Below are 24,334 nucleotides of genomic sequence, written 5' to 3' on the forward strand. Positions count from 1 at the left end.
CGCCGTAGGCACGGATCGGCACCTTTGATCTAGCAGGGTGCTTCGCCGTTGTAGAACGTGGTGATGGCGCGCGCTGCCTTGTTCCCGCACACGTACCGGAGCTCGTGGGCTGTCACAGACTGTCCGATGTACGTGGGTGCATCGGACAGCATTTGGTCGACACCCTGGATGCCTTGCATGTTGAAGGAAATCTTTCCGTTCTTCGCGACCACTACGTCGATCATGTCCTTGACCATCTTCGGGGTCATAGTGGCTCCACCGCCGGGAAGGTTGAAGATGGGATCGTTGTAGAGAATCGCTCCCATCTTTTGAGCGAACTTCTGCAGGATGCCTCGCTCTCCACCACGGATGTCACGGAGGCCAAGAGCGAGATGCGGGCCGGGCTGCTTGACTGGGGCAACAGCGGGGTCATCCGCGTGAGCCGCCCCAGGACCAAAACGTGGGGGCGTCGTCCGCGGAGTGAACTTGCCCTTGAGCCAGTCGAAGGCCGGGCCGGCGAGGCTGCTGCTGGCGCCGCCTGCAGCACCGAACAGTAGATCCCAGGGAGTGGTCGGCTGGCAATGAGCCTCGTTGACGGCCCACGAAAGGCCAGCTCCCACGCCGGCGTTGACAACGGAGGAAGTGGCTAGGGCACGGCCGCCACTCAGGCCGAGGGCACGAGCGGCGGCGTTGCCGGCGCCGGGCATGATGGCGCCGGCGATGGCGCCCGTAACGGCACCCTCTCCGGTAGCTTCGGCGAAGCCACCCCAGGTGAACCCGCCATTGCGGTGTTGCCACCCGTAGATGCCCCCCTCGATGGCGGCGCCGACGGCGGCACCGATGCCGGCGCTGACGCAGACGGGGCAGCGGCCGGAGGGGTCGTCATGGTTGACGGGGTCGTTGTTGGCGTAGGCGTAGGTCGACAGGTTGGGGCTGTCGTTGCCTACGGGAGCAGGGTCGGGGCTGGTGAAGCGCCGGTTATCGGGATCATAGCTACGCTCGCGCAGGTACAGGCGGCTGGTGAGAGCGGGGTCCTTGTACTGGCCGGTGTAGCCGAAAATGCTGCTCTGACCGTTGGTGATGTTCGCTTTGCCCGTGGACACGCCCCAGGCGGTGTAGGTGTAGGTGTAGTTCTCCTTGCCAGCCGCGTCGTAGACCGCAGTGACGGAGCCCTGGCGGTCGTGGCGCATGTAGAAGACGCCAGCGGAGCGGTTCTGCGCTTCGGCGACGCCGCCGGGGTTGTACTGGTAGTCCGCGATCAAGGCACCGCTGCTGTTGGTCTCCGTGGCGATCTGCGCCAGAGGGCCGACCAGGTCCCACCGGGTCGTTCGCCAAAGTGCGTTGTTCTTGTTGGTGGTGGTGCGGTTGCCGTCGGCATCGTTGACGAAGGTGTAGGTGTCGGTGCCGAGAGTGGCGGACTTGAGGTGTCCGGCCGGGTCGGAGACATAGGTGCCGTTGTCGTCCTTGGTGAGGTTGCCGTCGGCGTCGTAGGTGAAGTCGACAGTGGTTGTGCCTTCGACGCGTTTGGTGAGCTGGTCGGCAGCGTCGTACGTGTTGGTCCGGGTGCTGGTGGAGGTGGACGAGGTGGTGAGGTTGCCCACCTTGTCATAGCTATAGGTACTGCCGCTGCTGCCGGTGAGACAGGAGTCGGTGGTGGAGGCGTCGGTGCAGGCGCGGGTCATCCGGCCGGCATCGTCGTAGGCGTAGCGGTCGGCGAGGCCGGTTGTGGTGGCGTCCTTGAAGTAGTCGGCGGTGATGCGGCCGTCGTCGTCCCGTTGGAAGTAGCGGGCGCCGGTGCCTTCCGAGAGCGAGGCGAGGCGTCCTGCCTTGTCGTAGGTGCGAGCTTCGGTGACGGCTGTGGTCGTGGGCAGCTTGGTCGCGGTGAGGTTCCCTGCGGCGTCGTAGGCATAGGACGTGGTCTTACCGCCTGCCGTCTGGCCCGTGATGTGGCCGTCGTCGTCGTAGGCGTAGGTGATGGCACGACCGTCGGGATAGGTCCGGCTGCTGAGGGCCCCGTTGGGGTTGTAGGTGTACTTGTAGGGGTTTGTGGCCCCAGGGGAGGTGATGGTCAGCGGCCGGTCTTCGTTGTCGTAGGTGAAGGTGCTGGTGCCGGTGCCGTCCGTGACGGTCTTGGGGTGGCCGGCCGCGTCGTAGGTGTGTGAGACGGCCGGGGTGCCATCGGAGTAGGTGGTTTTGGTGACCAGATTGCGGGCGTCGTAGGTGTTGGTGATGGTCTGCCCGCGGGCGTTGGTGGTCTTAGTCCGGTTGCCGTTGACGTCGTACAGGAAGGCAGTGGCGCGGCCCAGGGGATCGGTGACCTTGTTGAGGCGGCCAGAGTCGTCGTAGCCGTAGCTGGTGGTGTGGCCGTTGGCGTCCTTGCGAGACGTCAGGTTGCCCAGGTCGTCGTAGCCGAGGGTGGTGGTTCCGCCGTCGGGGGTGGTGACGGTCGTGAGCCGACCCAGCTTGTCGTAGCCGTAGACCGTCTTCTTGCCCAGGGCGTCGGCGCGTTCGGTGAGGCGACCGTCGCCGTCGTAGGTGTTGGAGACGGCTTTGACGCCGTAGGGGTCGGTCTGGCTGGCGATGTTGCCGGCGGCGTCGTAGACGGTGCGCCAGGTGTACTGGGACGGGTCGGCGCCGGAGGCGTTGCCGCGCGGTTCCACCTTGGTGGTCAGGCGGCCGTTGTCGTCGTAGCCGTAGGTGGTCTTGCTGCCCCGCGGTGACGTCTCGGAGGCGAGGTTGCCGGCGTCGTCGTAGGTGTAGGTGATGGTCTTGCCACCGCGGTCTGTCGTGGTGAGCAGCTGGCTGTCGTCGTCGTAGGCGTAGACGGTGGTCTTGCCGAGGGCATCGGTGGTCTTGGTGACGTTGCCCTCGCCGTCGTACTCAGTCTTCCGCACGTGTCCGAGCGGGTCTGTGACGGCGATCGGCCGGTATTCCGCGTCGTAGTCGGTCTTGGTGGTGTTGCCCGCGGGGTCGGTGACGGTGACCTGGTTGCCGACCTTGTCGTAGCCGTACTTCCACGTGTACTTGACAGGATCCGCCCCGGAGACGTTGCCCAGCGGCGTTGTCATGGTCAGCATGTGGCCGGCCTTGTCGTACGTGTAGGTCGTCCTCGCGCCGGAGGCGTCAGTACGTGAGGCGACGTTCCCCATCACGTCATAGGAGATCTTTGATGTGTGACCGTCGGGATCCTTAATATCGGTCAACCTATTGGCGGCGTCATAGCTGAAATTGGTGACTTCGCCAGCCGCGTCGGTTACTGCGGTCAGATTACCGGCGGCGTCGTAGTCACGGTGGCTTGCGTTTCCCTTAGTGTCCGTGGTGGATTTCAGTCGTCCGCCAGCATCAAAATCGTACGTCGTGGTGAAATCTGCAGGATTGGCGTTGGGCTCGTTCCCTCGTGGATCAGTCAGACTGGCTGTGCGTCCGGCTGCGTCGAAGGTGCGAGTGATGCGGGAACCGTCGGGGAGGGTTTGCGATGTCTGGTTGCCGCCGTCATCATAGCCGAACGATATAGTCTTGCCCCGGGGATCGGTGACCGTTTCGATCAGTCCACGAGAATTGTACGTGTACGAAGTTCGCTTTCCTAGCGCGTCCGTCGACTTTGTGAGTTTATGATCGGCATCGTAATAGTACCCGGATGCCTTCTTGTTTCCGTTGTAGTAGTCGAGGATGTCGCCGTCCGACGAGTAGTCCCATCGCTCATCATGTAGCGGCGCATGAATTACTCGGAGTCGTCCCTTTTCATCAGGCTCTGTCGTAACTGTATGTCCTTCGGCGTCGGTGACCTTGAGAGGGTCGAGTCGGTACGTGTACTCGAATGAGGTCTTATTCCCGAAAGGGTCATACTTATTGAGTAGGACGTTGCCGCTGCTGTAGACGTCGCTCCAGACCCCGCCGTCCGGCATCGTTACGTCGGTCTCGCCGCCCTTGTATGAAAACTTGACCTTTTCTCCGGTGGGGTCGGTCTGTTCGTAGACTCTTCCAGCCACGTTGTAGGAGTTGCGAATGGTGTAGTTTCCACGCTCATCCTGAATGCTGGAAAGCCTTCCGCCGGTGTAGGCGTACGACATGGCGAGGCCGTTTGCGTCACTTACGGAAGTAAGCCGGCCATCGTTGTATCCGTAGTGAATTTTCCGGCCGTCCGAAAGGCTGATTTCCGACAGCAGGTCACCAGAGTAGCTGAAGTTTGCGCGATGTCCGAGAGGGTTTGTCAGGGAAGATAGGTGACCTGAGGCGTCGTAGTCGTAACTTGTTGTGTGGCTTTGCTTGTCGGTCCGCGAAATAAGGAGGCCTGACTTGTCGAACTGGAGGCTGTTTCCCTCTCGGGTCTGCAAGGTGTATCCGTCAGTTTCGCTCTTCAACTCGGCATGGGAGGTGACGGGTGAGGAGTAAGTGCCATCCGCGTTTTTGGTGAAGATGTATCGGGAGCCATCTTCTGCGAGGAATGTGGCGTCACCTTTGTCTGAGACCGTGAGCTTGGTGTCCCATGATGCGGCCCATCCACTGCCCAAAGAACCCGTCGCATCATTGTTTGATGAGTACGTTCGCTGGAAGTCCTGGTCGGATCCGCCCAGGGTGGATCCATCATTCAGAACCTGGCCGAAGGCCCCGGTAGCAGTATTGACGTCGAACCCGCCGACACTCTGGCAGTGCGCTGTGCTTGCGGAGTTACTGGAGCAGTTTCCGTACGTCTGGTTCGGTCCAATGCTTGCGAGGGCACGCGATCGGACGTCCCATCCATATCCGAGAGTAGGTCCACCATTTGGCCAGGTGCCGTCAGTGTTCGGCTCTGTTATGCCAATACTGATGACTGGCTCAGAGGTTAGATCGAAATCGCCGTCAGCTAGAGCCCTTCTGCATTGCGTCGCATCATAGGTAAAACTAAAGTCGAGCGGCGCCCCTGCCTGATATTTCGGAAGAGGTCGCGGATCGGTTGGGTCGACAGGAGGGTCATCTAGAATGAAGTGACTGTGAACGTATGATGGCGCCTTGATATTTATTGTCTGTGATGACCACACGGAGTCCGCTACGTGTGAGAAGTCGAAACCACAGTGATAGGAGACGCGTAGCTGTACGTTCTGTAGGCCGAAATCTAGATCTTGCAGTCGTCCTGGCACCCCTGGATCGTAGTAAACGCCAGCACGAATGGTCAGCTTCTCGCCGTCCATTGGGACGAAGTCACCCGTGTCATAGGAAGGTTTGGGCGCCAAGTGGCTCAGGCTGGCAACACTGCCGTCCTCTCTTAGCAGTTGCAGCTCATCTGCGAAATATGTGTATCTCGGAGTTGTGCTGGCATGGTGACGCACAGAAGGCTCGTGGGAGCCTGGTGAATTTGCGGCACCCTTCTTTCTCTGTGTCTGAAAATCATGGCTAGACCGTATTTCTGCGTCACGTGCAACTTGTGCGCGGCGCTGGTTCAGGCTCATGGCTTTCTGCGGGCTTACGGCGTGAGGAACGTCGCGCCCTATCGGTTCATCAAGCCCTCCATTTTTTTGGATAGGCGGAAGCGCCTCGGCGGATATGGCCACTCCGGTTAAAAGGAGCGCCCAGACTGAAAGGCTAGCGAGCAGAATTTTGATTGAGCGCGAGTAGAGAAAAATCATTGCCGTCCTTATGGAGTCTCGGTCTGGGCAAGCGTTCAATGATCACAGCGCGCTAGGACACAGTAAGCTCTCTGTAAACTGTCACCACAGAAGGCATAACGAGATTGGCTAGAAGCAGCAGAGTGTCCGGAATTCGTTACGGTTGTCATTGGACCTGGTCAGGAGACGGGTCGGCAGACAACCGGTGGGCAAATAGCGTCTTGTAACCGAGAGATTTGCCCGGCGATCTGGCCGAAACGTGCAGGCTGGCCGTTCGCGTCACCATCGCCCTTGCAGGGCGACGCCCCGGGCCAAAGACGCGGAGTGGGCCGAGATCGTTGGGGTCTACCCGCACGCGGTATCAGGTGAACTGACGGTGCGTGCGGCGGCGTTGTTCTTCCATCCGGAGAGGTGGGCGAGGCTGATCGCCAGGCTGCGGAAGGTGGCGAGGGCTCGGGGAAGGCTGCCGGTGCGGGCCCGGCTGGCGTCTTCGCCGAAGGTCACGTCTCTGACGAAATGCTGGGATTCGATGGCCCATTGGCCTCGCACGCAGCGGGCGAGGGTGGCCGCGTCGGCGGCCTGGACAGGTGCGGTGTGATGCCGAGTTCGGCGTCCGCGTGGACCTTTTGGTCTCCCCGGCCGGTGGTGTACCGCTCCACCAGCAGAGCCTGGGTGGCGTGCGGGAAGTTGACCTGACCGTCTTCCAGTGCCTGGACTCGGACGATGCGGGTCTCGTGGCGGCCGCTGTTGGTCTCCTCGGTGCGGACCATGCTGATCTGCGGGTTCGTGGTCTCGTCCCAGTTGAGCGCGTCGAGCTGGGCGAACAGGGCAGCGCGGTTCTCCTTGACCGGGAAGAGTCCGAAGGCGCCGCGTCGGTGCAGGTAGCGGGCGTGATCGGCCACCGTGTGCAGGGTGTCGGCGGTCACCGTCGCGCCGGTGATGTTTGCGATCAGGTCAGAGCGGCGTGAAGTGCACGGTCTCGTGGGGCTTGTGGCGCATCTCGCGCTAAGCGAGCATCACGCCGGGATAGACCTGGTAGACACCGAGCAGGTGAAGCTGCAGGCCGTCGGCGTCGCGGGCGCCGCGAACCGTCTTGCCGTCCGCGGCCAGTTGCAGCATGGGCGGATCCCCCGCGATTCCGGCCAGCGGGTCGGCGGCGTGGGCCTGCACGAAGGCGCCGACGGCCGCACGGAGTGCGTGGGCGTCGATCCGGGCAAGGGCGCGGGTGAGCGTGGTGGCCACCGGCAACTGCGCCAGATCACCGTCGGGGACGTCGAGCGCCGCCAGGATGCCTGCTCCCTGGCCGTTCGCCCAGCGGATCACACTGCGCAGCGAGCGCACCTCGCACAACAGGGCGCAGGCCACCAGGCCGAGCAGCATCGGGAGAGGGTACGTGACCAGGTGCGCAGAACGCGGGTCGGGCACGGCGCCGACCGCCTCCAGGAGCGAGGGGAGTTTCGCGGGCGTGCACAACTCCTCATCCTCGACGCGGAGTTGATCGGCGAGTTGACGAGAGGCGGGCAGGGTCGGGCAAGGTGGCTTACGGGCGCGGCCTTCACGATCTTGCGAGTGGAATCACATGATCAGGACGGGCCGCGCCCTTCAACGTTCCCCTGCCCCCCGCCCAAGATCCGAGCACGCATCACGCCTGGGCAGGTGGGTGAGGCTCGAGCCCCGATAACCGGGCACTGCACCGGTCCATTGGCGTAGGGCTTGATGTTGCCTGAGTCTGATCGAAAGCTGAGGCGCCCCGGAGGGGGCTCACGCACTGGTCAGCAGCCTCTTTTGCGCGAGCGATGCGTAAGCGCACGGTGTAGCACGTGCCGTCACGAGGTAGATCGCTCGTCACTGTGAATGTGCTCTGACCTGGTGGTTCCGGACCCCGAAGCACCGTCCGGAACCACTCGTCATGCCGTGACCAGGACTTGTAATCCAGTGGATTGAGGTTCGGACGCCGATGGTCCACCGGCCGAGCCGACAGGGGCGCGTCCAGAGTCGGATGGCCGCGCGGGCGCTTCCTCGCTGCCCGGGAGCCCAGACGGCTGGCCTTCTGCTCGGGGCGGCCCGACTGCTCACCATGAGTCCGCAGACAGTCCGCAGGACGGTCGAGAGCGGCCGTCGCACGCCATCGCTTGCAAACAGCAAAATACCTGGTCAGGAGCATCATCGGCGTCCCGCCGCAGGTCAGGATCTGCCCTCATGTGTTCCGCTTCAACGTGTAATCGACTCGTTACCAAGCGCTGAGCGGTTCGCCGAGCGCGCAGATCAGAAGGGGCTGAGCTCCGGCGAGCTCAGCCCCTTCCGCGTTCCTGTGCTGACGTGGTGCTGGCTCCTAGTTGCTCGTCGGCGGCGTGAGCCTGTCGAGATCCAGGCTGATCCCGAAAGGCACAGGGCGCTTCAGGGTGCCTCGGAAGATGCCGGCGGGCGCGTAGACGCCAGTGGGTTCGTCGAGTTCGTAGACGTGGACGACAGGGGCGCCGTCTTCGTCCTCGATGCACCAGTAGTGCGGGATGCCGGCCTCCGCATACTTGCGCAGCTTGACCGTGCGGTCCCGGTGCGCGGACTCGGGTGAGACGACCTCGACGACCAGTCGCACCTCGTCCGGCGCGAACCACGTGCGGTCTCCGTCGTAGTCGGCCGTCGTCAACAGCAGATCCGGCTCGGGCCGGTTTCGCTCGTCGAGCTTTATGGTCATCTCGCGGCCCACCCTGACATCGCCGGGCGCCTGCTCCATGAGAGCGACGGTGAGCATGGTGACGAGGTGGCCGTGCCACCACCTCTGCGGCGACATCATGAAGACAAGCGCGCCGTCGATCAGCTCGGTGTGGCGGGGTGCCTCGGGAAGGCTGTCCAGGTCTTCCGCGAACCAGCCTTCCTCGCGCGGCGGGCGCATCCAGTCGGGCAGTGCGGTCATGGCTCAACCGTAGCGATTCGACGAGGCGTGGGCCACGAGATCGTCATCGGGCGGCTGCCGTTCCTGTCGTCCTGGAGTCCGGGACTTGTCGCCGGTGCTGGGTGGTCATCGGCCATGTCGGTCGGGAAGGGAGCACCGGAGGAACGGCCGCAGTTCGTCGATCACCTCGAACAGCGCCCGGCTCTCCGGGAGTTGCCACGACCTGATCGGTGCCCACTCCGGCTCACATCCCCGTCACCCGGGCCACCGTGAACGGCGTCGTCGGCGTCCCCTGCCCCATGGGGCCGCCCTTGTCGAACTGGGAGCGGACGACGAGGAGGCCGTGCCGGGTGCGGGCCAGGGTGGTGGGGATCTGGAGGGCGGGATCGGTCAGGGTGCGGGCGAGGCGGGCCTCCGTGCCGTCGGCGGAGAGGTGCCAGCGGGTCAGGGTGTTGGACCTGTTGTGGGCCGCCCACAGGGTGCGGCGGGACAGCTCCAGGCCATCGCCGTTCACCAGGTCGCCGCCGTGCAGGGCGACCCGGCGGACCGATCCGTCGGTCACGTCGACCCGGTACAGGCCGCCGCCGGTCATGTCGACCACGAACAGCAGGCGTCCGGTGGGGTCCGCGACGAGGCCGTTGAGGGCGTAGGTGCCCGGCGACTGCGGGGGGACGGCCCCGCTCAGGTCGTAGTGCGCGACCAGCGGTGCGCTGCCACCGCGGGTCACCTCGGCGGGAGTGACCCGGTAGAGCACCGGACGCACGCTGTCGGTGGCGTACGCCGTGCCGTCCGCGGCGATCACCAGGTCGTTGATGAAGCGCGCGTCGCCCTCCGGCACCTCGAAGCGCGCCAGCAGGGAGCGGTCGCGCAGGTCGTAGACGTCGATGCCGGTGGTGTGGTCGATGACCCACAGGCGGCCCGCCCGGTCGGCCTTCAGCCCCTTGGCCGTCGTACGGCCGTCCGCGCCGGCCGGCAGGAAGACGTCGGCGGCGCGGCTGCCGGCGGCGGCCCGGTAGATCGCGCCGGTCGTGAAGGAGCCGACGTACGCGTCGCCCGTGCGCGGGTCGAGTGCGATGCCCTCGGGGTAGGCCCGGTCGTCCGGGAGGGTGAAGGCGGTGGAGATGCGGGCGCCGGTGGCCGTGGTCGCCGCGGTGGCCCTGGGTGCGGCGAGGGCCACGGCCGCGGCGGCGGCACCGGTCAGGAAGGTACGGCGGTGGATCGAACGGGACACGACAGTGCCTCTCGGTTCGGCTACTCAGTCTAGGATGAGTACGAAGCTACATTAGAGCCCTAATCATCGCCAGGGTATTAATTACCGCCGGGGTCTTCATCGCCGCCCGGGCCTTGACCGGCATCAACGGGCATTAATCTGGGCCGGGTGACCTCCATGCCCGCGTCCGAGCGCCTCGGCTCCCACCTCAAGCGGGCCGAGCAGGCCCTCAACGCCACGAAGACCGCGGTCCTCAAACCCGCGGGCCTGACCGTCGCCCAGTACGCCGCGCTGCTGCACCTCTCCGACAACCCCGGCATCTCCGCGGCGGCCCTGGCCCGGCTGTGCGGGGTCACACCGCCGACCATGAACACGGTCCTGAAGAACCTCCAGGACCGCGACCTGATCACCCGCAGCCCGCACGAGTGGCACAAGAACGTCCTGGAGACCCGCCTCACCGACGAGGGCCGCGCCGTCATGGCCGAGGCCGACACGGCCGCCGTACGCGTCGAACGGGCCCTCGCCGCGGAGTTCACCGGCGCCGAGCGCGACGCCCTGACCGGGCTGCTCGCCCGCTGCGTCAGAGTCCTGGAGGAGCAGCGCCCGGGAAGCTCATGACGGGCTCCGGCGCCGGATCCGTCACCCAGCCCGCCACCAGCACCAGCCGGGACTCGCGGTCGACGGCGAGGAAGCCGAAGGGGCGGTCGAAGACGGCGCGGACGACCGTTGTCTCGTAGCGGTACTGCGGCGGGGCGCTGCCCGGTGCCGACATCACCGCCGTCACGGCCGCCGCCCGGAACCCCAGCGGACCGAACTGGGCCAGCGCCGACTGGCGGGCCGCGCCGATGGCCAGCGGGTGGTCGCTGATGCCGGGGAAGTGGCCGTGGCGGGCATCGGTCGCTGCCGTCAGCCCGAACAGCCCCGCCAGGGCGAGCAGATCGTGATCGGCGCGCACCTCGTACGCCACCGTCCGCACGTCCAGCGTCAGCGGCCCCGGCTCGACGGCCGGTTGCTGCTCCACGTACAGGCCCGGCCCCACGTGCCCGTGCGGCAGCGCGCCGCCCCCGGTCAGCGGCAGCGCTCGCGCCACGATCCCCACCCCGGCAGCCAGCACCTGACCGGGCGTCATGCGTTCCTCGCCGAGCACCAGGTGGACGTCGATGCCGTTGTCGCCGGGCACGGTCAGCGCGGTGACGAAGCCGTCCGCAGTGCCCGTCACGCCCACCCGGTCCGGGCGTACGCTGCGCCGGTGCAGTCCGCGCAGCGTACGCCCCTGCCAGGGGCCGGAATCCGGCCGCAGCGGCAGCTCGGTGAAAGGCTGCCGCCAGGTCGTGCGCAGCGCCAGGGCGCAGGCCAGCACCATCCGCGCGTCCCGGGTCAGCGTCACCGGCATGCGCTCCACCAGCCCGCCGGTCCGCTCGGCCACCCAGGCGTCCAGCCGCTCCTGCGCGGTGACGAGGTCGTCCCCGAACACCCCGTACGTCCCGGCCGGCAGTCCGGACCGCCACTCCTCCCGCAGGGGGAGCGCCTGGTGCGTCCACAGGCCGAGCGCCGCGTCCAGTCCGGACACCGACCGCAGCGTCCCCAGTAACTCCCTGGCGGCACCGGCCGCCGGGTCCGCCGCCAGGCCGAGGGCCTCGCTCAGCTCCGCCCGCGCCGGGCCCGCGGCGCCGTCGGCCAGGAAGGCCAGCAGGGGCCAGACCCCCGGCGCGGAGAAGACCGTGCCCTCGGGCAGGGCCTGCGCCCAGCGGGCCGTCAGCCCGTTCACCCGGCGGACCGTCTCGGCGGTCACCTTGCTCACTGCTCGTCCTTCCACAGGGCCTTGCTCACTCGTCGTCCCACGGACCGTCCGGATCCTGCGGGTGCTCCGCGTACTCGGAGTACTCCGGGAACGGCAGCGGATCCGTCACCCACCCCGCCGCCAGCACCAGCCGCGAGTGCCGGTGCAGGGCGAGGAAGCCGAAGGGACGGTCGAAGACGGCGTCCACCCGCCGTGTCACGTACCGCAGTTGAGGAATCCCGCAACCCGCGATCGCCCCGAACATCGTGACGGCCGCGGCCCTGAAGCCCAGCGCCCCGAACCGCGCCAAGGCGCTCTGCGCGGCCGAGCCGATGGCGAGCGGGAAGCCGCTGATGCCCGGGAAGTGCCCCTGCCGGGTGTCCCGCGCCGTCGTCAGCCCGAACAGCTCGTGCCGCTTGAGCAGGTCGTGCTCCGCCGTCACGTCGTACGCGGCGGTCCGGACGTCCAGGGTCGGCGGCTCGCGCCGGGCGCTCCGCTCCTTCACCACCCGCAGCCCCGGCCCCACCTCCCCGTACGGCAGGCGGGAGCCCGGTACGACCGTGCGCGGCCGGTGCAGCAGGTCCACGCCCGCGCCGAGCACCCGGCCCGGCGCCGTCCCCTCCTCGCCCAGCAGCAGATGCACGTCCAGCGCGTCCGTGCCGAGCACCTTCAGTTCGGTGACCCAGCCGTGCGGGGTCTCGGCGACGCCGACCCGGTCGAGCAGGGTGCTCCTGCGGAACAGGCCCAACCGCTCGGTGGCGGCCCAGGGTTCGTACGCCGTCGCCAGCGGAACCTCGTGGAAGGGGCGCAGCCATCTGGTCCGCATGGTCAGCGCACCGGCCAGCACCAGCTCAGTGTCCTCGGTCAGCTGGGCCGGCATCCGGTCGATCAGCCCACCGGTACGGTCCGCCGCCCAGGAGTCCAGCGCCCGCCGGTCGGCGCCGACGTCCCCGGTGAGCACGCCGTGCGCCTCGGCGGGCAGCCCCGCCTCCCACTCCGGGACGAGCTCCAGCGTCCGCTTGGTCCACAGGCCGACTGCGGAGTCCACACCGGGCAGGGCGCCCAGCGCGCCGAGCAACTGCCGTGCCGCACCGGCCGCCTGATCCGACGGCAGCCCGACGGCCTCGCTCAGCTCCGCCCGCGCCGGGCCGGCCGCGCCGTCCGCCAGGAGGGCCAGCAGCGGCCAGACCCCGGCCGCCGAGAAGACCGTGCCGCCCTGCGCTGTCGCCGCCCACCGCGTGGTGAGCCCGTTCACCGCCCGGACGACGTCACTGCCCACCCGTCCCCCGGCCAGGGTGTCCACCCTCATTCCGCCCCCGTTCGTGCCCCGTTCGAGCTGCCTCCCCGCCCAGGAGCACGGTACCGGTGTCCCCGGACGAGGTGTGAGCACGGTTGGGTGAGCGCATTTATAGGGAGAAAGTGCCTGCGTAAAGCCTTCTCGCACCCCACGTAATCACATCGAGTGATTCTCTGGCCTTTACTTGCACGGCACAACCCACGGTTGCCACGCTGTTGCTGTCTGTACAATCTGATGGGAGCGGCCAGTGACTTTCGGTGAGCAGCCGGCGTACCTGCGTGTCGCGGGTGATCTCCGCAAGAAGATCGTCGACGGTTCGCTGCCGCCCCACACCCGCCTGCCCTCCCAGGCCCGCATCCGCGAGGAGTACGGCGTCTCGGACACCGTCGCGCTGGAGGCCCGCAAGGTCCTGATGGCCGAGGGGCTGGTGGAGGGCCGCTCCGGTTCGGGGACGTACGTCCGCGAGCGACCGGTGCCGCGCCGCGTGGCCCGCTCCGGATACCGCCCGTCCGGCGGCGCCACCCCCTTCCGGCAGGAGCAGGCCGACGCCTCGGTGCGCGGCACCTGGGAGTCCAGCAGCGAGCAGGCCGAGGCCGGCGCCGCCATCGCCGAGCGGCTGGGCATCCAGGTGGGCGACCGGGTCATGCGCACCAAGTACCTGTTCCGGGAGGCCGGCGAGCCGATGATGCTCTCCACCTCCTGGGAGCCCCTGGCCGTCACCGGCCGCACCCCGGTGATGCTGCCCGAGGAGGGTCCGCTCGGCGGCATGGGCGTGGTCGAGCGCATGCGCGCCATCGACGTCATCGTCGACAACGTCACCGAGGAGGTCGGCGCCCGCCCCGGCCTCGCCGAGGAACTGCACGTGCTCGGCGGCGTCCCCGGCCATGTGGTCCTGGTCGTCCACCGCACCTACTACGCCTCCGGCCGCCCGGTGGAGACGGCTGACGTGGTGATTCCTGCGGATCGGTATCAGGTGTCGTATCACCTGCCGGTGAAGTGACGGGGGCGCCCGGCGGGGGCGGGGCACGGTCGGATCAGCGGAAACGCGCGCAGCGCCCGGAGCGGATCTGCCCATCACTCACGCCGGCCCGGTGCGCGCCCCCCGAGTGAGGTAGCGCACACCCTTCGGGTGACTAGGCGGTGGCAGGGCGGGCGCCTGGCCCGCGGTCGAGGCCGAGGCGCCGCCGGAATCCGGCCGTTTTCGCAGGTGACCAGGGGTCCCTCGGATATGCCCCCGACTCGGGACAGCGGCGCTCACGACGGCGCGTTCGCTTCTGTGCGCCCCCTGCGTCCTGGCTGGTTGCGTACCTCTTTGTGAAAAGGCGTGTTCGCTGAGTAAAGGTTGGGCGTACGCTCGGGCATATGCGGATTGCGGTTTCCTTAGGCGGGACACGGCGGGGTCCCACAGGATGGGAGTCCCCCCGCGCGAGCGAAGCCGAGCATGGGGGAAGGTGGGGCGGTGCGAGAAGGAGCGATGCGGGCGGTGGGGGCCATGAGTGAGGGGACGGTCTCACTGCCCTGGATCGTGATACGGCAGGACGACAACGGCAATCGCTATCGCGTCGGCCGGTACGCGACCCGCGCCGAGGCCCAGAAGATCGCCGACAGCCTCGACGACCGGGGACACAAACAGGTCTACTGGGTCGAGCGCATCGGCCAGAACGACGGCACCCGCAACTGACCTCGCGCGCCCTGCCGTAGGCTCCGCCCCATGACGCCCATGACACCCGGCACACCGATGACGGACCGGATCGTGGTGGTGGGAGCCGCCCTGCTCGACGGAGGCCGGCTGCTCGCGGCACGCCGCAGCGCACCCGCCGACCTGGCCGGACGCTGGGAGCTGCCCGGCGGCAAGGTCGAGCCGGGCGAGCGGCCCGAGGACGCCCTGGTGCGTGAACTGCGCGAGGAACTCGGCATCGAGGCCGAAGCGGTCGAGCGCGTGCCCGGGCAGTGGCCGCTGCGGACGCCGTACGTCCTGCAGGTGTGGACCGCTCGCCTGCGCCCCGGCTCGCCCGCGCCGAGGCCCCTCGAGGACCATGACGAACTGCGCTGGCTGACCCCGGACCAGATCTGGCAGGTGGACTGGCTCGACCAGGATGTCCCGGCGGTCCGGGAAGTCATGCCCCGGCTCACCGCCGGCCTGCGCTGAGCGCTCCCTACGCCGTTCGTGCCACTGTGCGCCCTCCCGCGCGGTACTGCCCCCGGGATATCGGGTATGTGCCCATTAACCCCACGAAACCGGACATGGGTGGGCTCGCTGGCCTGGGAAGTGATCGGCGTGATCGACACCGATGGCGACTGCGCCGAGTGGACCTTTCCCGCGGAACCCGGCGCCGTGCGCACCGCACGCGCCGCCGTCCGCGGGCAGTTGCACGGCTGGCACCTCGACTGCCTCGCCGACCTGGCCGCGTTGCTGGTCAGCGAGCTGGTCACCAACTCCTTGCGGCACGCCACCGGCCCCATCGGAGTACGGCTCGTACGGCCCGTCCGGCTCGACGACGGGCTGCTGGTGGAGGTCTCCGACCCGTTGCCCGACCCGCCGCGCGAGCGCGTCGCCCACGACGAGGACGAGGGCGGGCGCGGTCTGCAGCTGGTCGCAGGATCCTCCCGCCGCTGGGGCACCCGGCCCGGCGCGAGCGGAAAGACCGTCTGGTTCGAACTGACGGTGCCGGGGTGAGCCGGAAGCATCCGGGGGCGCGGGGGTGTGGCGCGGGCGGGGGCGCGTCCGTCGTGCGCCGCGGGCGCGCGGCCGGTTCCGGTGTGCGTGATTCGGCGGCGTGTTCCCTGGTTAGAAGAGTGGATGTGTTGTCACGGACCGGTCCGAAAAACATCTGGACCGAGCTGTGATCGTGAACACCGTGTCGTGCGGCGCCGTAGTGCTGGATACTGCGGGCAGCCGCTGTCGGTGACCGGTGCCGGACGCGGTGAGCTGGAGGGGACGGTTCGCGTGAGCGAGATACCAGCGAAGGCCACGGAGTCCGAGGACCCGTCGGACGGCGCGATGAACCAGGCCGCGGAAGCCGCCGCACCCGGCGACGCCATGTGGCAGAGCAGTCCGCCCGGTTCCATCTACGACTACATCAAGGTCGCGTCCTTCTCCATCGGCCCCGGCGGGCTGGTCGACCAGTGGAGCCTGCGCGCCGAGCAGCTCTTCGGCATCCCCGCCGCACGCGCCGTCGGCGTGGACCCGATAGAGGCCTTCGTCGACCCGGATCTGCGGGAGCGAGGCCAGCGGAAGATGGCCGAAATTCTCGACGGGCGGGAGTGGACCGGGGTCGTGCCCTTCCGGATGCCGGACGCGGCGGACGGCGCGCGCGGCGAGGAAGGCCTGGCCGAGGTCTACGTCATGCCCACCAGGACCGCCGAGGGCGACAAGGCCGCCGTGTGCATCGTGGTGGACGTCCGCACCCTGCGCAGCATCGAGACCGACCTGGCCGCCTCGCAGGCCATTTTCGGTCAATCCCCGTTCGGATTCCTGCTGATCGACACCGATCTGAGGGTCCGTCGGGCCAACGAGCGCTTCGCCTCCACCTTCGGCGGAACCCCGGACGACCACCGCGGCAAGGGAGTTCACGACTATCTGCCGCGCGGAGAGGCCGAGCGGGTTTCGGCCACGCTGCGGCGGGTGCTGGAGACGGGCCAGTCCATCACCGACATGCACATCACCGGGCACGTCCCCGGCTCCGAGGAACGCCGGCACTGGTCCGTCAACCTCTACCGGGTGCACGGCGGCAGCGGCCGGCCCATCGGCATCGCCTGGCTCGGCACCGACATCACCTCCCGGCGGGCCGCCGCCCGCGAGGCCGCCGCCGCCCGGCGCAACCTCGCCCTGCTCAACGAGGCCGGCGCCCGCATAGGGAACTCCCTCGACCTGGAGACCACGGCCCGGGAACTCCTCGACGTCGTCGTCCCCGGCTTCTGCGACCTCGCCACCGTCGACCTCTACCAGGGCCTGCTCACCGGCGACGAAACCCCGCCCGGACTCGCCGACGGCAGCGCCGAAATGCGCCGCGTCGCCTTCGCGAGCGCCGTCTCCGGCGCTCCCTTCGCGGGCTCCGGCGAGCCCGTCGAGGTCGGCGCGGTCCACCACTTCCCCTTCAACTCGCCCTGCGCGGACGCCCTGCGCACCGCCCGGCCGCAAGCCGTGCCCCCCGAGGAGGGCGGCCTCGTGCAGTCCACGCTGGCCGTGCCGATGGTCGCCCACGACACGGTCGTCGGCCTCGCCCAGTTCGCCCGCACCAAGGGCAGCGAGCCGTTCGGCGACCGCGACCGGGACCTGGCGGTGGAGCTGGCGGCGCGCGCGGCGGTCTGCATCGACAACGCGCGCCTGTACCGCAGGGAACACGAGCGCGCGCTGATACTGCAACGCTCCCTGCTCCCGCCCGGTGACCCCGAGGCCTCCGGGCTGGACATCGCCTGCCGCTATCTGCCCGGCAACGCGGCGACCGAGGTGGGCGGCGACTGGTTCGACGTGATCGAACTGCCGGGCCACCGCACGGCGTTGGTCGTGGGCGACGTGATGGGGCGGGGCCTGCGGGCGGCCGTCGCGATGGGCGAACTCCGCACGGCCGTACGGACATTGGCCCTGTTGGATCTCGAACCCGCAGAGGTCCTCTCGGCGCTGGACGAGATCGCACGGGGGCTCGGCACCCCGGGCGGCGTCCAGCAGGCCACGCGTACGGCCCGTCAGCCGAGGGCCGCCGACCTGTCCGAGGTCTACCTCGCGACCTGCGTCTACGCCGTGTACGACTCCGTCACCAGACGCTGTACGTTCGCCAACGCCGGCCATCTGCCCCCGGTCCTGGTCGAGCCCGGCGAGTCGGCCCTGATGCTGGACGTGCCGCCCGGCATGCCGCTCGGGGTGGGCGGCGAGCCGTTCGAGGAGGTCGAGGTCGAACTGCCGGAGGGCGCGCTGCTGGCCCTCTACACCGACGGCCTGGTCGAGTCCCGCGACCATCCGCTGGACGAGGGCCTGCAGGCGTTCGTCGGCGCACTCACCGATCCCTCCCGTCCCCTGGAGGACGTCTGCGACCACGTCCTCAACACGTTGGACACCCACCACGGCGAGGACGACATCGCCCTGCTGATGGCCCGGGTGCAGGGGCTGCCGGCCGATTCCGTCGGCGACTGGACGCTGCCGCGTGAGCCGCGGAGCGTGGGGCGGGCGCGGGAGTACGCCCGTGGGCAGTTGCTGAGCTGGGACCTGGAGCCGCTGGTCGACACGACGGAACTGCTCGTCAGCGAGCTCGTCACCAACGCGCTGCGGTACGGCGAGGGGGAGATACGGCTACGGCTGCTGCTGGACCGCACGCTGGTCTGCGAGGTGTGGGACTCCGGTTTGGTCCAGCCGCGTCGGCGGCGCGCTCGGGACACGGATGAAGGTGGCCGGGGGTTGCAACTGGTCGGCCTCCTCAGCGCCGCCTGGGGCTCCCGCCGGACGCCTCGCGGCAAGACGGTGTGGTTCGAGTTGCCGCTGCCCGGCGGCGAACACGGCTTGACCGATCCGGCGGAGGCGCTGCTGAGCCTGTTCTGAGGCCGTTCCGCTCGCTACGTGAGGAACTCGCCCACCCAGGTGCGCTTGAGCAGGTGCTTGGGGAGGTAGTCGGACTCGACGTCGACGGGCAGATCGGCGTCGAATGCCATGCAGGCGATGGCGAGCGGGCCGAGGGCGACCAGGCCCTCGCCGCTGGCGGAGCGTGCCTCGTTCGCGGTCCAGTACTCCTTGTGCCAGGTGAGGGCGTCGACCAGGGTCGCGTTGAACTCTTGCGTCTCGCGGCGCAGGTAGCGGTGGAAGAGTTCGAGTGGCGGGTACAGGATCTTCAGCATGAGCTCCGGGCCGGCGATCCCGGCCGCCTCGGGGGCGGTGCCGTTGATGGCGGTGACCAAGGTGTCCCAGGTCTCCTGCCGCCCGAACCAGAAGTTCTGCAGGGTTGCCACCCAGGCGTAGATGTACTCGTCGAACTCTGCGCCGGACGCGCGCAGGAAGGACACGGGCACCTGGGCCAGCTGGTTGACCCGGTCGTTCTCGCGGCAGATCACCGCCAGGTAGAACGAGGTGAGCCAGTTGCCCGCGTGGAGATAGTCCTGGGGACCGGTGGCGGGAAGGTGCTTCACCTCGCCCGAGCTGCCGACACGGCATGGCACGGGCCCCTCGGTGGCCGTACCGGCGGCGAAGAGCCCGCAGCCGACCTGCATGGCGGTGACCCATGCCTCCCAGGTCGGAAACTCACCGGCCGTCGGGTTCGTGAGGCAACGCCACTTTGCGAGGGTGAGGGTGGTGGACAGGGCGTCGTAGCGGTCGTCTTCGGAGGTCTCGAGGTGGGCGAGGATGTCTTCGGTGCTCTTGACGATTGGGGTCATGAGCTCGGTCGCGTTGTCTGTGCGGAACTCATGACGGTCGATGCGGGTGGCCACTTGCTCTCCTTGAACGGACTGACTGTGTGCGTCTTACGTAGCGAACTCACCGCACCAGTTGCGCTCGAGGAGGGCGATAGGCAGGTACTCGGACTCGACTTCGATGGGGATGCCCGCGTCGTGGGCGAAGCAGGCCATGGCGAGAGGTGCGAGCCCCACCAGGCCCGAGGCCTGCAGGGTTCGGCTTTCCTCGCTCCAGTATTCCTTGTGCCATTTCAGGGCGTTGGCGAGGGCCTGGTTGAAGCCGGCGTGGTCCTTGCCGATGAAGCGGTGGAACATCTCCATCGGCGGGTACAGCAGTCTGCCCACTGTCTCCGGGTCGGCGACGGATTGCGGGTCGGTTCCGTCTACCGTGGCTACCAGCTTCTGGAGGAGATCCGGGCCTCCCAGCCAGTATGTCTGGAGCGTCTCGATCCAGGCGAAGTGGTACTCCTCGAAACGCGAACCATTCTCCCGGAGCAGCGACATGGGCACCTGGCACAGGGCGGTGATCCTGTCCCTTTCGCGGCACACCACGGCCAGGTAGAAGGCGCTGATCCAGGAGCTCGGTCACGTACCACTGCGGGCCGGTGGCCTGAAGGGTACGGTCCTCGTGCGTGATGCGGCACTGCACCTGGTCCTCGGTCGTGGTCGCCGCGGCGAACACAGCGGAGCCGACCTGCATAGCGGTGACCCAGGCGTCCCATGTCGGGTAGATCGCTGCCCGTGGGTCCAGCAGGCAGCGCGACTTGGCCAGGGTGAGCGTGATGTGCTGTGCATCGCCCAGGCTGCTGGAGTCTGCTTCCAGATCGTCGATCAGCTCCTGCGCGTTCCCCTGGAGCAGGGCGAGGCCGCGTTCAGCATTCCCTGTGGGGTAGGGGTGCCGGGGGAAGGTCGAGACCAACGTGTTCTCCGTGGAAGATATGGAAGTGCGTTTGCTACGTAGGCAACTCGCCCACCCACGTGCCCTTGACCAGGTGCTTGGGGAGGTAGTCGGACTCGACCTCGATGGGGAAGCCCCCGTCGTGCGCCAGGCAGGCCATGGCCAGGGGGCCGACGGCCACGAGGCCCCGTGCGTCCCTCGTGCGTCCCTCGTCCCTGGTCCAGTACTGCTTGTGCAGGGTGAGGGCGTTGGCCAGGGACTGGTTGAAGCGCTCGTGGTCGGACGTGATGAAACGGTGCAACAGGTCGACGACCGGCCAGAGGATCCGGGTGGTGGCTTCGGGCCCGGCGATCGGGGCCGCCTCGGGCGCAAGGCCCTGGGCGGCTTCGAGCAACCTGTCGCCGAGATCCGGCCGGCTCAGCCAGTACGCCCTCAGCGTCTCCACCCATGGGTAGACGTAGGCGTCGTACTCGGCACCCGACTCCCGCAGCAGGGACAGCGGAATCTGGCACAGCGCGTCCAGCTTGTCCTTGTCTCGGCAGATCACCGACAACATGAAGACGGTGAGCCAGTTCCCGGCGTCCACCCACGGCCGTGGACCCGTGGCGGGAATGGACCGCACCTCGTGATGGATGAGGCACGACACGCTCGGTTCGGTCGTGGTCGCCGCGGCGAACATCGCCGAACCGGACTGCATGGCCGTCACCCACGCCTCCCACGTCTCCAGCCACTCCGCCGTGGGATCGGCGGCTCCTCGTCCCTGCGCCAGAAGGAGCGAGTCGGACAGGGCGTCCCTGACCGCCATCGGGGACTCCTGAAGATCCTCCAGAGCCCAGACGACTCCCCGGCTGAGCACCGGCTCACGCCCTGGGGTGTCTTGCCTGCCGAAGGTGTGCCGGGGCACGGAGAGCATCGTTGGCGCCTTACCTGCTGTGGCCAGCCTTGATCATGACGGATTGGTGCTGGGGGCTGCATGATCCTCCCAAGGCGTCTCGCGTGCGGGAGTCCGGCCTCGGTGTATGGTCCTCCGCCCGGTTATGGCGTGGTCGCCCACTCCTGCGGCTTTGTCGCCACCCCCAGACCGATCGATCCAGGCCGCTTCCCGACCATTCGAGTGGCTGCACATCTCGCAGCAAGCTCTCACCGGGGCCAGCCGCGCACCTTCATCGTCCGGCCCGGGCGAAAGCAAGCCTTCCTGCCCGGATACGGCTCAGGTTTCGAACTCGCCGAGCCAGCTGCGCATCAGGAGGTGCTTGGGAAGGTAGTCGGATTCCACCTCGATGGGGATGCCGCCGTCGTAAGCGAGGCACGCTACGGCCAAGGGCCCCAGAGCGACAGCACCTGAAGGGTCTTTGGCTCGGTCTTCATCCGCCGTCCAGTACGCCTTGTGCAACGCGAGCGCCTCGACAAGGGCCTGGTTTACACCCGGGCCGTCCTGCCGCAGGAACCGATAGAAGAGGTTGATCGGTGGATAAAGGATGTTCTGCAGTAGGTCGCGAGGGGCGATGCGGGCGGTGTCGGGATGGGAACTCTGGAAAGCGGCTGTCAGCTCCTCCACGAGGCCCGGCCGTTGCAGCCAATAGGATTGGAGCGCGGCCACCCAGTGATAGATGTACTCGTCATAGGCGGCGTCGTCGGAGCGTAGCCATTCCAGGGGGATCTCGCAGAGAGTGTCGAGGCGGCTTCGGTCACGGCAGATGACAGCCAGCCAGAAGGTGGTGATCCAGTTGCCGGCGTCCGCAAAGGGTCGGGGGCCGAGGGCTGGGATGGTGCGCATTTCATGGCCGACGCGACACCGGACCGTACCCTGATCCGAACGGGTGACGGCGAAGAGCGCGGTGCCGATCTGCAGCGCTGTGACGATCGCCTCCCAGGTCTCCACTTTCGCCGCCTGGGGGTCGGCCGCACAGCGAGCCTGTACGTGAAGCAAGGATTTGGAGAACGTGGAGTCGATCATGGAGGCCGACTCGTCGAGCCATCCCACTGACATGGCCAGGCTCTTGCCGAGGGCTTCGGCGTAGGCTTCGGCATTTGGGCGGGGGGTGCCATGCCTTGCGACGACGGTCACGGCCTGCTCCTGTCTGCGATGTCGAACTTGCGCATGTGGTAACCAGCGTACGTGCCCGTGTTCTTCTCCCCCTTGACGACGATGTAGTCGACTTTGCCATCCTTCAGCGCAGCCTCGAGCCGATCTGCAAGCTCCAGTTCGCTCGGGTGATCCGCGCCACGTTTGCGCATTTCCTCAAGAATGTCGAGAAAATACTCCCTGGTGCCCTGCGAGACGCGCTTTCCGTTTGGAAGGTTGCGGGCGCCCAGTTCGGTGTTCACGCTGCTCTTGGCTTCGACAACGACGTAACCGCCGTCTTTCCGCTGCCATACCTGGTCGAACTGGTCGTTTCCGTTCAGTGGGCCGTGCAGTGTCTCCGGGGTGGCACCCTCGTAGTGCTCCGGGATGACGTGGTGTTCGGCTATCGCCTCGCCGTAGTGCTCGGAGGCGTCTCGCATGCGGATGTGAGATTCCCGATATGCGGCCCGGCTCTCGTGCTGCTCCACCTCGGTTTCCCATGTCGGGTGCTGCTCGTGGGCGTGCTTGACATCCTGTTTCCAGTGGTCCATGGCAGTGTCGTGCTTGATGGCGAAGTAGCGTTCTTCGGCCGCCGCGTTCAGCTTGGACAGCGGCTCGTCGGCCAAGCCCTTGTGGTCCCGCTTGATCCAGTCGCCGAGGTAGTGCGGCTTGAGAGGATCCGGCGCGTCCTTGACCGATACCCACGGGTGCCCGGGTGACTCTCGGGTGAGCTGGGGAGGGGTCGTGTTGCTCTCGTCGAAGAGGCTCAAGTTCTTCCGGTTGCCGTTGGACTTGTAGAAGTCCTCGAAGTAACCGGGCTCGTGGTTGGCTCGGTAGACCTGGATGTCGTGGATCTGCTTGTCGGTGAGCGAGCCCGCAGGCCCGTACGGGTTGTCGCCGTCGTGCATGAAGCTGGGGCGAGCGTCGTGCGCGGGTGTACCGGCATCCGACCCGGGCGAGGCGTGGTCACCTGCTCCAGGTGCACCGTCGCCGAGGCCGCTCCCGCCCGTAGGTGGCTCGCCACCGTGGCCCGGCACATGGGTGTCGCCGCCGTGCCCCGGCAGGTCGTGGCTGGGGGTGTTGGGGCCGCCGGTGTGGCCGCCCGCCGCGTGCTCGCCCGCCCCGGAACCGGGCGCAGGGTGGTCCGTCGTACCGGCGGGGACGTGACTGTCGACGCTGTTCGTCGGCATGTGGGTGTCGGCCCTGCCGCCCGGAAGGTGGTCGGCGGTTCCGCCCGGGAGGTGGTCGGCCGTTCCACCGGGGAGGTGGTCGCCCGGGCCGTTGCCCGGCAGATGGCCGCCGCCGGGCAGGTGGTCGCCTGCGTGGATGCCGGGTATCTCCCCGCCCGCGTGGACCCCAGGCGTTGTCGGGACGTGTTCGCCGGTGCGGCCGGTGTCGCCGAGGTTGTGATCCAGGCTGTTGCCGAGGTTGATGTGGTCGCCGGCGTGGGCGGTGGTGTCGGCGGTGTGGGCGCCCGCGCCGACCAGGGCGGGTTCCTTGGCCGGGGAGGGGGTGGGGGCGTCGGGGCCGGTGTGGGGGGTGGTGATGTCCGGGGGGCCGCCCTCGTGGTGCATGAGCACGTTGCCGCGCTCGTCGACGATGTTGCCGTCCTTGTCGGCGAACAGCTGCGGCTCGCCCTCGGGGGTGTGCAGGGGGTCGGTGCCCGCGGGGTGCAGTGGTGCGTCGTGGGGCAGCTGCACGGTGCCGTTCGGGAGTTCGATGCCGCCCTTCGGGATCGGTGCGCCCTCGGGGAGGTGGACGGTGCCTTCGGGGAGGTGGACGGTGCCTTCGGGGAGGGTGATGGCGTTGTCGGGGAGCTTCGGGATGTCGATCTTCCCGGCGCCCTTGAGGGCCTTGGTGATGTCGCCGATCTTGGACAGGCCCGCGCCCGCGCCCTTCATGACGTAGGTCATGGGGTCGATGAACTTGCCGACCTTGCCCGCGACCGAGATGGCCTTGGCGACCGCGCCGGCCTTGCCCGCACCCGAGGCCGCCGCGCCCGCGCCGTCGGTGAAGACGGTGGTCAGGACGTTGAAGGTGACCGCTCCGGCCGCGCGGGCGGGGTTCTTGCCCCACTCGTCCCACGCCAGCAGTGCCTTGCCGGTCTGCTTCATCGTGTTGCGTGACTCGCGCAGCCAGGAGGGCATGTACTTGTCCGGCGTCGCCCAGAACAGCGCTCCCAGGAACGGGTTCGACATGAACGCCAGGCCGGTGGCCAGCTGGGCCAGGCCCTTCCAGGCCTGCTTCATCGC

At 67.9% G+C, this 24,334-nt stretch carries 19 protein-coding genes and 2 pseudogenes; 6 read left to right on the plus strand and 15 right to left on the minus strand.

Features of this window, described 5'->3' with window-relative positions:
* Positions 1-29 precede the first annotated feature (29 nt).
* From ACFYZB_RS33400 to ACFYZB_RS33430, 7 genes and pseudogenes are all read right to left on the minus strand, one after another.
* Positions 30-4,340, minus strand: a complete 4,311-nt coding sequence (locus tag ACFYZB_RS33400) for an RHS repeat-associated core domain-containing protein (RefSeq protein ID WP_388764936.1) — start codon at positions 4,338-4,340, stop codon at positions 30-32.
* A 63-nt stretch (positions 4,341-4,403) separates the two neighbouring features.
* Positions 4,404-5,582: pseudogene (locus tag ACFYZB_RS33405) on the minus strand (DUF6531 domain-containing protein); the annotation flags it as partial.
* 324 nt (positions 5,583-5,906) lie between these two features.
* A complete protein-coding gene (locus ACFYZB_RS33410; protein WP_388764904.1) occupies positions 5,907-6,065 on the minus strand; it encodes a hypothetical protein in 159 nt (52 codons plus the stop codon).
* A complete protein-coding gene (locus ACFYZB_RS33415) occupies positions 6,062-6,487 on the minus strand; it encodes a hypothetical protein (protein ID WP_388764905.1) in 426 nt (141 codons plus the stop codon). Before ACFYZB_RS33415 ends, ACFYZB_RS33410 begins: the two co-directional genes overlap by 4 nt.
* 79 nt (positions 6,488-6,566) lie before the next feature.
* Complete coding sequence (locus ACFYZB_RS33420) at positions 6,567-7,034, minus strand: transposase family protein (RefSeq protein ID WP_388764906.1); 468 nt, start codon at positions 7,032-7,034, stop codon at positions 6,567-6,569.
* 859 nt (positions 7,035-7,893) lie between these two features.
* A complete protein-coding gene (locus ACFYZB_RS33425) occupies positions 7,894-8,475 on the minus strand; it encodes a Uma2 family endonuclease (RefSeq protein WP_388764908.1) in 582 nt (193 codons plus the stop codon).
* 223 nt (positions 8,476-8,698) lie between these two features.
* Positions 8,699-9,685 (minus strand): SMP-30/gluconolactonase/LRE family protein, encoded by a 987-nt coding sequence (locus ACFYZB_RS33430; protein WP_388764910.1) that lies wholly within the window; start codon positions 9,683-9,685, stop codon positions 8,699-8,701.
* Positions 9,686-9,841: 156 nt separating this feature from the next.
* On the opposite strand from ACFYZB_RS33430, the gene ACFYZB_RS33435 reads away from it, so the two are divergent.
* The gene (locus ACFYZB_RS33435) at positions 9,842-10,282 is read left to right on the plus strand and encodes a MarR family winged helix-turn-helix transcriptional regulator (protein ID WP_388764937.1); all 441 of its coding nucleotides are present in this window, start codon (positions 9,842-9,844) and stop codon (positions 10,280-10,282) included.
* Here the strand turns inward: ACFYZB_RS33435 and ACFYZB_RS33440 are convergent.
* Positions 10,245-11,465, minus strand: coding sequence for a serpin family protein (locus ACFYZB_RS33440; protein WP_388764911.1), 1,221 nt, complete (start codon positions 11,463-11,465; stop codon positions 10,245-10,247). The two genes, ACFYZB_RS33435 and ACFYZB_RS33440, sit on opposite strands and share 38 nt — an antisense overlap.
* Positions 11,466-11,490: 25 nt before the next feature.
* Entirely contained in the window at positions 11,491-12,753 is a 1,263-nt protein-coding gene (locus tag ACFYZB_RS33445; protein WP_388764913.1) for a serpin family protein, read from the minus strand.
* A 235-nt stretch (positions 12,754-12,988) separates the two neighbouring features.
* Between ACFYZB_RS33445 and ACFYZB_RS33450 the strand changes: the two genes are divergently transcribed.
* From ACFYZB_RS33450 to ACFYZB_RS33470, 5 genes are all read left to right on the plus strand, one after another.
* Complete coding sequence (locus tag ACFYZB_RS33450; RefSeq protein ID WP_388764915.1) at positions 12,989-13,741, plus strand: GntR family transcriptional regulator; 753 nt, start codon at positions 12,989-12,991, stop codon at positions 13,739-13,741.
* A gap of 492 nt (positions 13,742-14,233) precedes the next feature.
* Positions 14,234-14,422, plus strand: coding sequence for an SPOR domain-containing protein (locus tag ACFYZB_RS33455; protein ID WP_388764916.1), 189 nt, complete (start codon positions 14,234-14,236; stop codon positions 14,420-14,422).
* A gap of 57 nt (positions 14,423-14,479) precedes the next feature.
* On the plus strand, positions 14,480-14,890 hold the full coding sequence (locus ACFYZB_RS33460) for a (deoxy)nucleoside triphosphate pyrophosphohydrolase (RefSeq protein ID WP_388764939.1): 411 nt from the start codon (positions 14,480-14,482) through the stop codon (positions 14,888-14,890).
* A 99-nt stretch (positions 14,891-14,989) separates the two neighbouring features.
* Positions 14,990-15,418, plus strand: coding sequence for an ATP-binding protein (locus tag ACFYZB_RS33465; protein ID WP_388764918.1), 429 nt, complete (start codon positions 14,990-14,992; stop codon positions 15,416-15,418).
* Positions 15,419-15,688: 270 nt separating this feature from the next.
* Positions 15,689-18,274: a SpoIIE family protein phosphatase gene (locus ACFYZB_RS33470; protein ID WP_388764919.1), complete on the plus strand. Its 2,586-nt coding sequence runs from the start codon at positions 15,689-15,691 to the stop codon at positions 18,272-18,274.
* Positions 18,275-18,288: 14 nt separating this feature from the next.
* Here ACFYZB_RS33470 and ACFYZB_RS33475 read toward each other — a convergent pair whose 3' ends face one another.
* From ACFYZB_RS33475 to ACFYZB_RS33500, 6 genes and pseudogenes are all read right to left on the minus strand, one after another.
* Positions 18,289-19,155 (minus strand): immunity 49 family protein, encoded by an 867-nt coding sequence (locus ACFYZB_RS33475; RefSeq protein ID WP_388764920.1) that lies wholly within the window; start codon positions 19,153-19,155, stop codon positions 18,289-18,291.
* Between the two features lie 33 nt (positions 19,156-19,188).
* Positions 19,189-19,671: an immunity 49 family protein gene (locus ACFYZB_RS33480; RefSeq protein ID WP_388764922.1), complete on the minus strand. Its 483-nt coding sequence runs from the start codon at positions 19,669-19,671 to the stop codon at positions 19,189-19,191.
* Positions 19,672-19,762: 91 nt separating this feature from the next.
* Positions 19,763-19,819: pseudogene (locus ACFYZB_RS33485) on the minus strand (hypothetical protein); the annotation flags it as partial.
* 253 nt (positions 19,820-20,072) lie between these two features.
* Positions 20,073-20,822 (minus strand): immunity 49 family protein, encoded by a 750-nt coding sequence (locus tag ACFYZB_RS33490; RefSeq protein ID WP_351209069.1) that lies wholly within the window; start codon positions 20,820-20,822, stop codon positions 20,073-20,075.
* Between the two features lie 405 nt (positions 20,823-21,227).
* A complete protein-coding gene (locus tag ACFYZB_RS33495) occupies positions 21,228-22,085 on the minus strand; it encodes an immunity 49 family protein (protein WP_351209068.1) in 858 nt (285 codons plus the stop codon).
* Positions 22,082-24,334: hypothetical protein (locus tag ACFYZB_RS33500; protein ID WP_388764924.1), on the minus strand; the 2,253-nt coding region annotated here is incomplete at its 5' end. The genes ACFYZB_RS33500 and ACFYZB_RS33495, both read right to left, overlap by 4 nt.

The organism is Streptomyces sp. NPDC001852, assembly GCF_042891825.1.
Taxonomy (GTDB): Bacteria; Actinomycetota; Actinomycetes; order Streptomycetales; family Streptomycetaceae; genus Streptomyces.

Coding starts and splice junctions, on each gene's coding strand:
- ACFYZB_RS33435 (WP_388764937.1), top strand. CDS start 9,842: ATGCCCGCGTCCGAGCGCCTCGGCTCCCACCTCAAGCGGGCCGAGCAG.
- ACFYZB_RS33490 (WP_351209069.1), bottom strand. CDS start 20,822: ATGGCGGTCAGGGACGCCCTGTCCGACTCGCTCCTTCTGGCGCAGGGA.
- ACFYZB_RS33425 (WP_388764908.1), bottom strand. CDS start 8,475: ATGACCGCACTGCCCGACTGGATGCGCCCGCCGCGCGAGGAAGGCTGG.
- ACFYZB_RS33445 (WP_388764913.1), bottom strand. CDS start 12,753: ATGAGGGTGGACACCCTGGCCGGGGGACGGGTGGGCAGTGACGTCGTC.
- ACFYZB_RS33460 (WP_388764939.1), top strand. CDS start 14,480: ATGACGGACCGGATCGTGGTGGTGGGAGCCGCCCTGCTCGACGGAGGC.
- ACFYZB_RS33455 (WP_388764916.1), top strand. CDS start 14,234: ATGAGTGAGGGGACGGTCTCACTGCCCTGGATCGTGATACGGCAGGAC.